8 protein-coding genes are annotated in these 13,829 nt (G+C 50.8%); all 8 read left to right on the forward strand.

The genetic code is table 11. The features are described from left to right. The first annotated feature begins 138 nt into the window (after positions 1 to 138). The 8 genes from PP769_RS06050 (at position 139) to PP769_RS06090 (ending at position 13,526) form a co-directional block, all read left to right on the forward strand. Positions 139 to 1,833: an NADH-quinone oxidoreductase subunit 5 family protein gene (locus PP769_RS06050; RefSeq protein WP_312646048.1), complete on the forward strand. Its 1,695-nt coding sequence runs from the start codon at positions 139 to 141 to the stop codon at positions 1,831 to 1,833. An 84-nt stretch (positions 1,834 to 1,917) separates the two neighbouring features. Next, a complete protein-coding gene (locus tag PP769_RS06055) occupies positions 1,918 to 2,751 on the forward strand; it encodes a hypothetical protein (RefSeq protein WP_312646050.1) in 834 nt (277 codons plus the stop codon). Between the two features lie 61 nt (positions 2,752 to 2,812). Beyond that, the gene (locus PP769_RS06060) at positions 2,813 to 3,085 is read left to right on the forward strand and encodes a hypothetical protein (protein WP_312646051.1); all 273 of its coding nucleotides are present in this window, start codon (positions 2,813 to 2,815) and stop codon (positions 3,083 to 3,085) included. A gap of 39 nt (positions 3,086 to 3,124) precedes the next feature. Continuing rightward, complete coding sequence (locus tag PP769_RS06065; RefSeq protein WP_312646052.1) at positions 3,125 to 6,376, forward strand: DUF2309 domain-containing protein; 3,252 nt, start codon at positions 3,125 to 3,127, stop codon at positions 6,374 to 6,376. A gap of 27 nt (positions 6,377 to 6,403) precedes the next feature. Beyond that, a complete protein-coding gene (locus tag PP769_RS06070) occupies positions 6,404 to 6,736 on the forward strand; it encodes a P-II family nitrogen regulator (RefSeq protein ID WP_312646053.1) in 333 nt (110 codons plus the stop codon). Positions 6,737 to 7,717: 981 nt separating this feature from the next. After that, positions 7,718 to 11,467, forward strand: a complete 3,750-nt coding sequence (locus PP769_RS06080; protein ID WP_441303061.1) for a DUF7948 domain-containing protein — start codon at positions 7,718 to 7,720, stop codon at positions 11,465 to 11,467. A gap of 348 nt (positions 11,468 to 11,815) precedes the next feature. Continuing rightward, positions 11,816 to 12,682, forward strand: a complete 867-nt coding sequence (locus PP769_RS06085) for a DUF6279 family lipoprotein (protein ID WP_312646055.1) — start codon at positions 11,816 to 11,818, stop codon at positions 12,680 to 12,682. Positions 12,683 to 12,968: 286 nt separating this feature from the next. Continuing rightward, positions 12,969 to 13,526: a DUF427 domain-containing protein gene (locus PP769_RS06090; protein WP_312646056.1), complete on the forward strand. Its 558-nt coding sequence runs from the start codon at positions 12,969 to 12,971 to the stop codon at positions 13,524 to 13,526. Positions 13,527 to 13,829: the final 303 nt, after the last annotated feature.

A 13,829-nucleotide genomic window follows, 5' to 3' on the forward strand; every position in this document is an offset into this window, starting at 1 on the left:
CACATCAAACGTTAAGTAAAGGGATTATGCTTGATTGGAACGGAACACGATATTAATTACAGGGATTTCCGTCTCGGGGAATGCGCTATCGGGATGTTCCCGATGCCGCCTCGCTTCTGAGACTGTGGTTGGTTTCCTATGACTACAGCCGTTTTCATTCCTCTCCTTCCGCTGCTGGCCGCCATGCTGATTGGTTGGCAGGGTAAACGTCTGGCGTCCCGCGTGGCGTTGATCGGGATCGTTGCCACTGCCGGGTCCAGCGTTTTTTCGTTTCTGGCCCTGTACCACGTCAGTACCGAAGGCCCGTTTCAGCTCACCTTCTGGTCGTGGGGGCACGGACCCTCGCCTTCACTGACATTCGGGATGTTGGTCGACCGACTGACGGCCGTGATGATGGTGCTCATCTCCAGTGTCAGTACCATCATTCATCTGTATTCCCGCCGCTATTTACAGGGTGATCCGGGGTACCAGCGATTTTTCGGGTTACTCGGGTTGATGACCTTCACCATCCTCTCCTTAGTCGCCAGCGCAAACTTTTTGATGTTGTTTCTATTCTGGCAACTCCTGAGCTGGGTATTGTATCTCCTATTGGCTTTCAATTTCTCTTATCCCACGGCATGTGAGTATGCGCGAAAAACGTTATTGGTGCATCGAATCGGGGATATCAGTTTTCTCTGTGGCCTCCTGCTTATTTATGCGTATTTCGGCACGTTCGAATTTTTGGACGTATTTCAACGGGCGGCTGCAGATCCTCCGATGATCCGGTTATGGGCTGGGTCTACTTTTGAAATCAGCATCGTGCCGGTCATCGCACTGCTGATTTTTGTCGGCGCAATGGCCAAATCCGCACAATTTCCTCTCCACGTCTGGCTTCCGGACACAATGGACTCTCCAACCCCGGTCTCCGCCCTGATGCATGCCGGGATCATCAACGCCGGCGGGTTCCTGCTGAACCGGTTGGCCCCATTGTACGCCCTGTCTCCCTCGACCCTCCATCTGGTGTTCCTCGTGGGAGTCCTCACCGTCCTGCTCGGAGCCTCGATGATGTTGGTTCAGAATGACATCAAGAAAACTTTGGGTTTTTCTACCATGGGACAAATGGGGTACATGATCATGGAATGCGGCCTTGGCGCTTTTGCCTTGGCCATTTTTCACCTCATCGCCCATGGATTTTTCAAAGCCTCCCTCTTTCTGGCCTCAGGCAGTATTATTCAGGATGCGCGGCATGAACCGAAATTTCCTCCGGCCTCGGGCCATCAGCCGACCCGGCTGCCGAATAAACTGACGTGGACGACAGGATTGCTCGTCACGCTGTTCATGCCGCTGATTATTCTATTGGTAGCCCATGGGGTCCTGGACGTGCCTCTTCAAGATGATCACGGGGCGGTGATCTTTCTCTTTTTCGGATGGGTCACGGCCTCACAAGCCATTTTCAGCATTTACCGCCTGCATGCCGTGGCTTCCTGGAAGGTCGCCGGTGCCATGATCGTGACGCTGTTTTTCATCGGATTCGTCTATTTATGGGCGGGCGAAGCCTTTACGCATTTTCTCTATCCGGAGCCGGGCGTCGCCGATGGGTTTTTCAAGGCTGCGGCCTTCCCGCCGCAAGTGTTCGATGCGGTGATCATTTTTTCTACGCTGGTGGTGCTGTTCGGCTGGCTGGTTCTGTACACCACGGCCCGTGGCCAAAAAATACTCAATCCGAATTGGGTGCTCGCGATACGGCAAGCCGGCTGGGTCCTATTAATCAACCGGTGTTATGTGGACGGCATCTATAAAAAAACCGGCAGTGCCCTGCTCCGTTTGGCGCAGAAAGTCGCGTACCGGTATTAACCGTCATCAGGTGAGTTGTCGATTGATCATGATCTGTTGCTACTGTTCTCTCTTGTCCCGGTCTTTTTCATGGCGGGAAACATCATGAAACGGACCTCCCCCTCAGCATGGTGGGGTGTGGGATTAGCCTCTGTCCTGATAGCCGGGGGGGCCTTCGTCGCGTTTAGTTGGGAAGCGGAGATCTCTTCCTTTGTCAGTCTTCCGGCCGGCGCCATACTTCTTTCCTGTTTTTGTGCCATCCTGTGGCAAAAGGACACCTCCCGTATATCTGATGACGCGGTACCTATCATCCTGCTTGCCGGCCTGGGTCTGGGTGGAGTGATCGCGGTGGAGCCGATCAACCGGCTATTCATGATCGGCCTGCTCGGCTATGGGGGTTTCTTTCTGTCCCGGCACATGGCTGCCTCTCTGCAAAAGACCCTGGCTCTGGTGCATCTCGGATTAGCCGTGGTGTTTGGCATCGTGACGCTCTTCCTGGATGAAACCGGTCTCATGGTCGCCGGGCTTTTTCTGTTAGTCACCTTTTTGCCACTGGTTCCGTTTCATCTGCCATTTTTGGGAGTCGTGCGGTCTTCCCGGGAGTCCCTCGCCGGGGTGTGGGTCGTGGTCTGGCTGGCAACAGGTCTATCCCAACTCAAGAACGTCGAGGAATTTTTTCATCTGGAAGGGCTGTGGATCATTCCGGTGTTTGCGCTGGTGAGTGCCGGGTACGCTTCCTTGAAAGCCGCGGGACATCTTCTCCCTCGTGAAGGCATTGCCTATGCTGCCATCACCCTCCTCGCCTTACTGTGGGGTTTGCTCGCCACGTTTTTCCCATGTGGGGGTATGGGGAGTTCCCTATGGAATCGCGGTCGCATTGCTGATGAGTGGGATGTTGCAGTCCTTTGCCTTTTTACGCGAACGGTATGGGACACATAATCTGGTATCGTTGCAAGGGTTGGGTTCCGGGTTGCCGCGCTTTCGGGGGGCCTTCACGTTCATGATTTCACTGGTCATGCTGCTACCGCTTCTGCCGGTGGTAGCCGGATTTTTGACCATCCCGCTTAACGGCCCCGAGGCCTCACTGTTCCCCGTGTTGCTGTTGTTATTTATCGTGTGGTTCTCAGTCAGCTGGGTCTTTACCACCATGCTGCATCAGACCGCATTTGGAAAGGCCCGATCCGACGTACCCTATCGCGATTTGTCGCTGTATGAAATGTGGACACTCATCCTGTTAATGGGCACAGCAGGCTTTTTCGGAATACCCGCTTAATCTTATAACTCCTATGCAGAACACCAGAGGATACAGAAGATGACGGTTTCCACGGCACGTGAAGTCGAATCTCATAAAGAATTAGAACGCATCGAGGTCAGATCGCTGATTCATTTGGCGGGGGAAACCATTTCCCAATTTTGGCCCATGCAGACCTTCATTCACCACAATCCGCTGCATGGCCTGGAACACTTGAATATCCACCAGGCGATTGCCCAAGCCGAAAAATTTCTGGGAGGCCGCGGGTATCTTCCCAATGAGGAATATCGAAACCTATACCGGCAGGGCCGGATCCTGGATGAGGCGATTACCGATGCCGTCATGCCCTTCTCAGAGAACCGGTATGTCACCATCGGCACGCGAAACATTTCTCACATCGAAGTCTTGCGGACGATCCTGATTCATGGGAGCGGGACGATCCCTCATGATATCAGTGATGCCGTATTCGACAGTCTGCCTCGAGACTCCCAGGTAGTGGAATTGTTCACCCGCCTGCAATCCGGCGGCATCCTCAAGGATACCGATCTGTCGTTGCGCCAAAAGACAGACCACGCACGCCAGGATGTCGCCAATCAATATACACTTGCTGCATGGTGCGACCAGACATTTGAAACCTCTCTTCAGCAGCAGATCAATGAGGAACTCATCAAATGGTGTGCCGGATTTCTGGACGAAGGCCACGCTCCCTGGTCCATGCCTATGCGGGAAAAGACCTTCTATGGGAGTTGGAAAGCCCTGGCTCAGAAGGAGGTCACGGGTATTCTTCTGGGCATCCCGGACTGGAAGCTGAAACTTCAGCAACTTCCTGACCGGCCGGAAGATGCCGTGCTGGCCTGCCTCCAGGATTTGGATCTGCCTCAGAATCTCTGGAGCAACGTGTTTACCCTGCATTTGGCCCAATTGCCGGGATGGACGGGATTTCTCAAGTGGCGTGCCGATCAGGTGAACCATGAGTGGCAGAAGGCGTTTCCCGTCGATCTGGTTCAGTATATGGCGGTACGGCTCTTCTATGAGCGTGAGTTGGTGAGCAGGTTGTGCCACCAACAACTCGGGATACCCGGCACCTATTCGGCCATTACGTCCGCCCTGGAGCGGTTCCCGTTTGGATTCAGTCTCTACAAGGTTTTTCGTACCGGAAACCTAGATCCGGAGATGCTACCGGCTTTGGACGAAGGGATGTTTACCGTGGACCCCCTTCCTTTGCAAACTCTTGATGCATGGGGACGGGAAGCGGACGGTACATGGGGAAGGATTCAACGTGAAAGAACGGCAAAGGGGCACGCCTTGATCCTTCATCATCTGGCCGATTCCCTCGGCATTGCCCTGAAGGACGTGACGGAATGTCCGCCTGACACTGTGGATACCTTGGTGGGATGGATCACGAATTTTCCCGAATCCAACCATGGACCCTTGTGGCTTCAGGCATTCGAGATGAGCTACATGAAACGTTTCGTCACCAATCTGGCCCCCAATCTGGCTCTCGTTCGTGAATGGGATTCCAAACAGGAAAAGCCCGAATTTTCCAGACCGCCGGCCCAGGCCATGTTCTGCATCGATGTGCGATCTGAGGGCTTCCGGCGGCATCTGGAGGAAGTGGGTGGAAATGAAACGTTCGGATTCGCCGGATTTTTCGGAGTCCCCATCTGCTTTCAGAGGTTCGGCAGCGAACGGGAAACGGATCAATGTCCAGTCCTGCTCAAACCCAAACACCGGGTCAGGGAAATTCCCAGGGCCTATCAGGGCAAAGCGGCTGAACAATACCTCCAACGTCAGAATCTGGCGAAAACCGGACATGCGCTACTTCATGATCTGAAAGAAAATGTGATTACACCCTATGTCATGGTCGAAGCGATCGGCTGGTTTTTCGGGTTCCGGCTCTTCGGTCAGACTATTGCGCCTGCCTGGTACCGGACATTCACGTCGTGGGTGAAAGAATGGTTTGCGATTCCGATTGGGACCACGTTAACGGTCGACAAGCTGTCCCATGAGGAAGCGGAAGAAATGGTGGCGGCCGAACATCGGGCGACCATTCATCGTCTTTTAATTGAACGGTACGGCCGCATGGGCCTAGCCGTTTTACATGATCAAGTGGATCGTCTTCGCAAACAGGCTCTTTATCAAGCTGAAACGGACAGTGAGGACGAAGAAACCTTAAGCCGGTTGTTAGGATGGAATACCGCCACCCATGACCAATTTCTCGCGGAATTACGTCAGAATCACGGGATTCATCAACGGGCGGTGAGCCGGCGCATGCACCGGATCACGCAGGTAGGATTTACTCCTAAAGAACAGGCCTATTTCGTAGAAACCGCCCTGCGGATCCTCGGCTTTACACATGGCTTTTCCAGGTTGATATTGATTTGCGCCCATGGAAGTGTCTCGGAAAACAATCCCTATGAGTCGGCGCTGGACTGCGGCGCCTGCGGAGGCAACGAGGGGTATTCCAACGCCCGGGCCTTTGTGGAAATGGCGAATAAACCCTACGTCCGGGAGCTTCTCGCCCAGAAAGGCATTCACATTCCCGCAGACACATATTTTTTACCGGGGCAGCATAATACCACCACGGACGAGGTAGAGTTGTTCGATTTGGAGGATGTTCCGGCCACTCACCGGAAAGACCTCCTGCGCCTTGAACGCGATCTGGAAGAGGCGGGACGCAGAAATAGTCAGGAACGATTGTCCCGCTTTCCGGATGAACATGGCATGCCGTCGCTGAACAGAAGTCTGCGTCTGGCCAAACGGCGAAGTATGGATTGGTCTCAAGTGAGGCCCGAATGGGGCTTGTCGAGACACACGGCATTCATTGTCGGGCGGCGGCTATTGACGAGAGGCATCAATCTGGAAGGACGGACATTCTTACATTCCTATGATTACCTGCAGGACACCACGGGAAAATATCTGGAAATTATCATGACCGCGCCGTTGATTGTGGGCAATTGGATCAACATGGAACATTATTTTTCAACGGTGGACCCGGAGGTATACGGAGCCGGGAGCAAAGTGTACCATAACGTCGTCGGCCGGATCGGGGTGATGTATGGCTCGCAAAGTGACATGCGCATCGGACTGCCCGTGCAGACCGTCTATGATGGTTCCACGCCCTACCATGAACCGATGCGGCTGATGGCCATCATCGAGGCGCCCTTGGAGCGCATATCCGCCATCATTGCGAGGCATGATCTTTTGCAGAAGCTGATGGGTAATCAATGGGTCAATCTGGTGGCCCTTGATCCGATCACCATGGAGTTTTTTCTATACCATTCATCCGACGATTGGCGGATCATTCTTTAATATCATTGCGAGGAGGCAGGACAGGCCATGAGCATCAGGCTATTTCCCATGAAAGAGATCAAGATCATTATTGAAGGAGAACATATCCGTTTTGTCACGGATGTCCTGGATAGAATCAAAGCGAGCGGGTATACCGTCTTCAGTAATATTTCGGGAAAAGGCCACAGCGGATACCATGAGGGTCACCTCATGTTTAATGATACGAGCAGTTTGCAAATGGTCCTGACCGTCGTTCCTGAGGAAAAGGTTGAGCCCATTCTTTTTGCGCTGAAACCTTTCCTCGAGCGGCATTCGGGAAGCGTGTTTGTCCTGGATGCCAGTGTTTTGAGGCCCGATCATTTTCTAACTACCGATTCCTAATCCCCTAGTTTTGTAGGCAAACACACTAGGGTTTCCATCTGCTGTTAATATGCGGTTAGGCTGAAATGGCTAAGGTGCTGATGGCGTCTGGCAGAATCGATTTTTTTCTTCGCTACTGCACTGCGACCCCTGACCCCTGTTAATCACGTCCTGCTCGTGCTTGCCTCGCCACACACGGTCATCAGTAAGGCGTCCAGCACGATCTATTTGACCAAAGTCCCCTTTATTGACCAACCAACAATTCTCCGCGAGTAGAGATCCATCACCACTGCCAAGTAGAGCCACTCTCATAGGTCAGAAAGTTGATATCGGCCACCCACAACGATCCGGTCTGTCGTATAAACCTTCAGAATCCCAAGCTCTATGAAACAGTTTTTTTAATTTACGAATCTTGTGAAAGCTAAGTTGGAAAATTGTATTCATTTTGGACCTCCGCCATAGATCTCCGTAAGATTCGACTGTCGTGGCCCATCGCTGTCATTTTTCTCCGTGGCTGCGACTTGTCTGAACCTTATGAAAGGTGGAAAGACATTCTATGATCAAATTGATTCAGCCATCCGAGTTCATGACAAACTCTTACTGGTCCCTTCTGATCATAGCTTAAATAGTGAATGGATCCTGACAGAAATTCGGCGATGTCGAAAAGCGGAAAGCCAGCCAGGAAATGGAAACTGTTTCGTGATTGGTTAGTGAATATGAGCATCACCCCAGTAGGTATTTACTGCTCACTCATACTTTAAAAAACCACCGGAGGGATACAGTTTTTTACGGGATAGATATAGGTACTTAGTTTTTATACGTATATCCTATATGTTCCCCAACCATCCACCACCCCTCCGTTTTTCGTTGCTTATTAAGCTGAAAAGTGTAAAGTAGTGAAACGTTTTCCCTGCTATTTAAGAAACCAATTTTGGCTTTTTGAATGGATCATTCCGCATTTCCAGGCCTAGTTTTATATATAAACAGAGGGGATGATTAATGATGAGATTCCTCCAATATTTATTCCTAGTCCTCGCTTCCGGAAGTTTTTTAATTCTTCCAAGCTGCACAACCAATGAACCCGATTTCTATAAGGCTCTTAATCCTTCCTTTCCTTCCCCCCATTCCACTTTTTCCCATACACCATTAAGTTTTGAAGCCAACCAAGGACAGACGGATTCCCATGTTCAATATCTCTCACGTGGAAACGGCTATAATCTCTTTCTTACGTCAAATGAAGCGGTATTAACCTTAACTAAAGCTGACCAAACAAACACAGGAACAGCTGAATCTGCAAACAAATCCGAGCCGAGGAGGACCGCCACAGTACGGATGCAGCTGGTGACTAGTAATCCTTTTCCAACCATTGCTGGAGAAAGGAAGCTTTCGGGAAAGGCGCATTACTTCAAAGGAAACGATCCCAATAAATGGCAGAAGAATGTATCGACTTATGCTCAAGTACGGTACGCAGAAATTTATCCGGGAATTGATTTAGTGTACTACGGCAATCAGCAGCAATTGGAATATGATTTCATAATAGCCCCTGGAAAAGATCCAGCAAGCATTACGATTAACTTCCAAGGTGTGGATACCCTCAACATTGACCCCAATGGTGATTTGTTATTGCAGACTCCAGGTGGAACTATTCGCCAACGGAAGCCTGTCATCTATCAGAAAATTAATGAGAAAAAACAAATTATCCGAGGACACTATCTTGTAAAAAGTTCACATCAGGTTGGGTTTCAGGTGGAAAAATATGATCCCACAAAAGCCCTAATAATAGATCCAGTCATAAGTTTCTCCACTTATTTGGGTGGGAGCAAAACCGAAAGGCTTCAAGCAATTGCAGTAGATTCTAAAAAGCAGGTGTACATCACCGGACATACCCTTTCCACAAATTTCCCTACTGCCAATCCAATCCAGGCATCCAATATGGGGGGCTCTCCCTCCGCACCTGATAGTTCTCAAAGCGATGTTTTTATAGCAAAGTTTACAGCGGATGGTTCGGAACTAATCTATTCCACCTATTTAGGCGGTAGCAATATCGACGAAGGGCGAGATATTGCAGTAGACGCGGATGGAAATGCTTATGTGACGGGAAGGACTTCATCCGACAATTTTCCAATTATGAATCCCTTTCAGGGTACAAAAGCCGAAAGTGCAGACGCCTTTGTAACCAAATTAGCCTCCGATGGATCGTCTCTCATTTATTCAACATTTTTAGGGGGTAGTAGTCATGAAGAACTTTTTCTTTTCGGACACGATGCGGCCACCGGGATAGCAGTTGATGCTGCCGGAAGCGCGTACATAACAGGCTTTACGGGGTCTGATGATTTTCCATTAAAAAATGCTATTCAGCCTCAGAATGCAGGTGGGTTTCTCGCTTCGGGTCCTGGCGGAGATGCCTTTGTGACCAAGTTATCTCCAGACGGAACCGCGCTGATCTACTCCACTTATTTGGGCGGAGGGGTTAATCCAGAGGGATTGGTGGATCAGGGGTATGATGCTGGTATGGCTATAGCCGTAGATCGAACAGGCCATGCCTATATAACGGGGGTGACAGTTTCCGATTTCTTTCCAACTGTCAACGCATTCCAGGAAAATTTGTTGGGTTATAGTGATATCTTTTTAACAAAATTGAGTCCGGATGGGTCCGCATTTATCTATTCCACATATTTGGGTGGGAGTATTGGTCCCATTGACGGCTTAGAATCCCACCTGGAACAGGCAACAGGAATAGCCGTCGACGATGCCGGACATGCCTATTTGGCCGGATGGACCAATTCAAATGATTTTCCAACTGCCAATGCTTTGCAGTCCGATGCCCTGGAATCTAATACAAACTTCACACAGCAGGCTGGTTTTGTTACTAAATTCACCATTAATGGATCAGGTCTAATTTACTCGACCTACCTGTCGGGTTCGGAGCCATTTAGGGATCAAGCCAACGCCATAGCGGTTGACGCTGCCGGAAACGCCTATGTAACGGGACAAGCTGCATCTTCTGACTTTCCGACCACTCCAGACGCAATTCAAAAAACCAAATCTGGTTTTCAAGCCGCTTTTGTGACTGTAATCACTCCTGATGGTTCGGCGCTCAGCTATTCCAGTTACCTTGGAGGATCAGATAATGATAGCGGGATAGATATTGCACTAGATTCTTCGAGAAATATTTATGTGGCAGGACAAACGGAGTCAACGGATTTCCCAATCATGAATCCATTTCAAGCCTTTAATGCTGGTGTAATTGACGGATTTGTAATGAAAATAGCCACAGATAATATTGCTCCAACAGTAGAAGCAGGACCTGCGCAAACAATAATTTTGCCCAATATAGCCAATCTTAATGGCTCTGTCTCGGATGATGGGTTACCGGACCCTCCAGGCACTGTTCTTACTATCTGGGAAAAGGTTAGTGGTCCTGGAACAGTGACATTTGCTGATCCCTCAGCAGTCAAAACCACCGCCAGATTTAGTCTCCCTGGCACCTATGTGGTGCGTCTTACGGCTGATGATGGAGATTTAACCGCTAGTGATGAAATATCCATAACCGTTAATCCTCCGCCTCCGCTTATAAACCAAGCGCCAATGGTGGATGCGGGTCCAATGCAAACGATTTTCCTTCCTGGCCAGGCCCTGCTTAATGGAACAGTGACGGATGACGGCCTACCGAATCCCCCAGGTACTGTAATGACGACTTGGAGTAAGGTCAGTGGCCCCAACGTTGTGGCATTTGGCAATCCAAATGCCGTAGATACCACCGTTTTGTTTTTCAGCGCGGGAACGTATGTGTTGCGGCTGACTGCATCGGATGGTGCACTCTCCAGGAGTTCGGATGTCACCATCACAGCCAGAGATCAGGGAACCAGTTCACCGAGCAGTGATGTGAATGGGGATGGCAAGGCAGATATCGTGTGGCGCAATACCAATGGCATGGTCGCGATCTGGCTGATGAATGGGGTGACAATCACCTCAACTGGTTTCCCAGGAGGAGTCGCAACCGAATGGCAGATTAAGGGTGTGGGTGATGTGGATGGGGATGGCAAGGCGGATGTCATTTGGCGCCATGGCACCAGTGGCGCCACCGCGATCTGGTTGATGAATGGGGTGACCAGGAGGTCCGTAGGTTTTCCGGGCAGCCCGTCGACGGATTGGGAAATTCAAGCCGTCGGTGATGTCAATGGTGATGGCAAAGCGGACATCGTGTGGCGCAACAGTCGTGGGGCCACAGCAATCTGGTTCATGAACGGGCCAACGATTGCCTCCGCTGGCTTCCCCGGTGGAGTGCCCTTGGCTTGGCAGATTAAGGGCGTAGGTGATGTGAATGGGGATGGCAAGGCGGATGTCATTTGGCGCCATGGCACTAGTGGGACAGTGGCGATATGGCTAATGAATGGGCTGACGATCACTTCAGTTGGTTTTCCGGGGAGCGCGCCCAACATTTGGACTGTCAATGAGGTAGATGATGTGGATGGGGATGGCAAGGCGGATGTCATTTGGCGCCATGGCACCAGTGGCGCCACCGCGATCTGGTTGATGAATGGGGCAACGATTGCGTCCTCCGGCTTCCCTGGTGCCATGCCCTCGGAATGGAAGATTGAACAGGTTGGAGATGTCGATGGGGACGGCAAAGCGGACATCGTGTGGCGGAATAGCCGTCCAGGTGAAGTAGAGGTGTGGATCATGAATGGCTTGACCATCACCACCAAGGGTTCCCCAGGGACCGCCTCCACAGGCTGGGAGATACAATAGGGCGAAAGAATCATATCTTTCCGTATACGTTTCCAAGAGCCTGGCTCCTCACCGTGCTGGGCTTTTTTGTTTGCGGCAACGTTGAATCGAGCGCATTCTGTTTCCCCGTGGTGAGGACGTGCGTCAACATCTGAGTACGAGGGCCTCTTTTGGAGTCCGGTTGTGAGAATGGAGGTTCCATCGCTCAAGCAGACCGGGGGGTAAGCCCATTTCTGTTTTTGATATTTCCTTCGGTCAGTATGTGAAATTCACTGGAGAGCCACCTTATAGCTGATTAGAGGTGACCCGTCAGGGTAAAATGGAAAGTGAGGGTGGTCATCGACCGGATCTTTTTTTTTCAGGGCACCTATGAAAGATTTGGGTTTCCTCCATCGGTCATATTGGCGGGGGTTGTGTAGAATTCTGCTTTTGTGCCCCTTGTTGGTTTCCTGTAACACTCTCCACATCACGTATTCGACGGCTGATTGGATCCTCTTATGGAAACTGGATAGGTATTTTGATCTGTCTGCCTCTCAAGAAAATTATTTGGATCTCCAGGTCGAGGCATTTCATGTCTGGCATCGACACCATCAACTTCCCCTGTACGCCCAATTTCTGGCTCAAATAGATGAATTTTCAAAAAATGAACTGAGTCAGGCAGAGCTGGAGAACATCTTTGCGTCTGTTGAATACTTTCGTGTTCATCTTGCCAGGCGAGCCTCTCCACCGGGTGCGGAATTTTTAGCCACTGTCACGCCTGCCCAAATACGTCATTTCGAAGAAATGTTGGATCAAGACTATCGACGGCTTGTGTCCGATATCGGAGACGACCCGGAGATGCGTTTGGATAAACGCATGGCAACCACATCGGAAACCCTAACCATATGGGTGGGAGAGTTGTCGGTGGACCAAGAGACATATATTCGTGAGAGAATGAGGAAAATCCCTGATACCACGGATGTGTGGCTGGCCCATCGCAAAAGGCGGCAGGAAAAATTGCTTGACCTTCTTCGTTCCGCTCATGATCCGTTTAGCTTGGAACAGGGTCTCTTTCAGTGGCTGGCCGACTCCAAGACCGGTGCCACGGAGGAATATCTCGTGGTCTCCAGGGAATGGCGTGAAGGAGTTCAACGGGCCGTCTTGGACATTGACCGGATTCTGACCGGGGATCAGCGGGCACATTTCTCCAGGAAGCTGCAAGGGTTGATCCACGATATACATGGATTGATCGGGTAGGCAAACAAGACACACCTGGGAGTTTGATCGACCCGCCCGCGTGCCGGTCATGAATGATCCTTCGAAATTGAGGAAGCCAGGGGCGTTGAGATATTCCAATCACAGAGGGTCTTTCGAACAACTTATGGCTCCCATGTGGTACAAAATTGTTCTTGCAGTTTTGGGCTGTCTTCTCCTCGGTGAATTGTTGATAATTCTGTGGGCATCTTGGGCCATTCTGACCTTTAAATAACCGGATGAGAACGATGATGCCCCAATCACTTTTCCGGAAAACCTTGGGAACCTTATGACCCAACATGTGCCTGAATGGTTACGGGCGGCTCGTTCCAAATGGCAATATCGTGGACAGGAAAGACCGCCATTTGCGGAAAAGCCGTCTCCTGGCCAGGAATCCGTTTGGGATTATCCGAGGCCACCTCGTCTGATACCTGATCATCGCCGAGTGGTGGTCCGTATTCGGGAGAGGGTTCTGGCTGATTCCAGCTCCACGTTTCGATTTTTGGAGACGGCGAGCCCTCCGACTTTTTATCTTTCCCCCGCAGATGTGGATGTGTCCGGTCTGGTTCTTACGTGCGCTTCATCTCTCTGTGAATGGAAAGGAACCGCTCAGTATTGGATACTGGCAGAAGGTCAGAATGAGGGGGATCCGGTTGCCTGGATATATCCTCATCCTTATCCGGGATTTGAATCCATCGCCGGATATTTTTCCTTCTACCCCGGTCGCGTGGAATGCTACGTCAATGATGAGCGTGTGCTGCCCCAACCGGGCGGGTTTTATGGAGGATGGGTGACCAGGGAAATTGTTGGCCCGTTTAAAGGCCTAACGGGTACGGGGGGATGGTAGGGGCGGCACGTTTCCATAACAAATTTTCTCAACAGAGTTGACCGAACAGGCAAAAGAGTTTGAAAATTTAGAAGAGAGTAGATCGAGAGGAAGGCAAGGAATTGGTTCCCATCGATCACCTCAAAAATTAGTCCGACGACAAAGTCTTTTAAGGTTACCGTGAGGTTTCGGGTTAGCGGACAGGAGATCTCATGTCTCCTTTCCTGTCAGACCATGCTGGCGAACCAGTTGTGATGCGTGATCTCCACTGTACATTCGAAACCCGTCACCCGTCACATTCATTTTTACAACGCAGGCGAATCT

This window comes from Candidatus Nitrospira allomarina, assembly GCF_032050975.1.
Classification (GTDB): Bacteria; Nitrospirota; Nitrospiria; order Nitrospirales; family UBA8639; genus Nitrospira_E; species Nitrospira_E allomarina.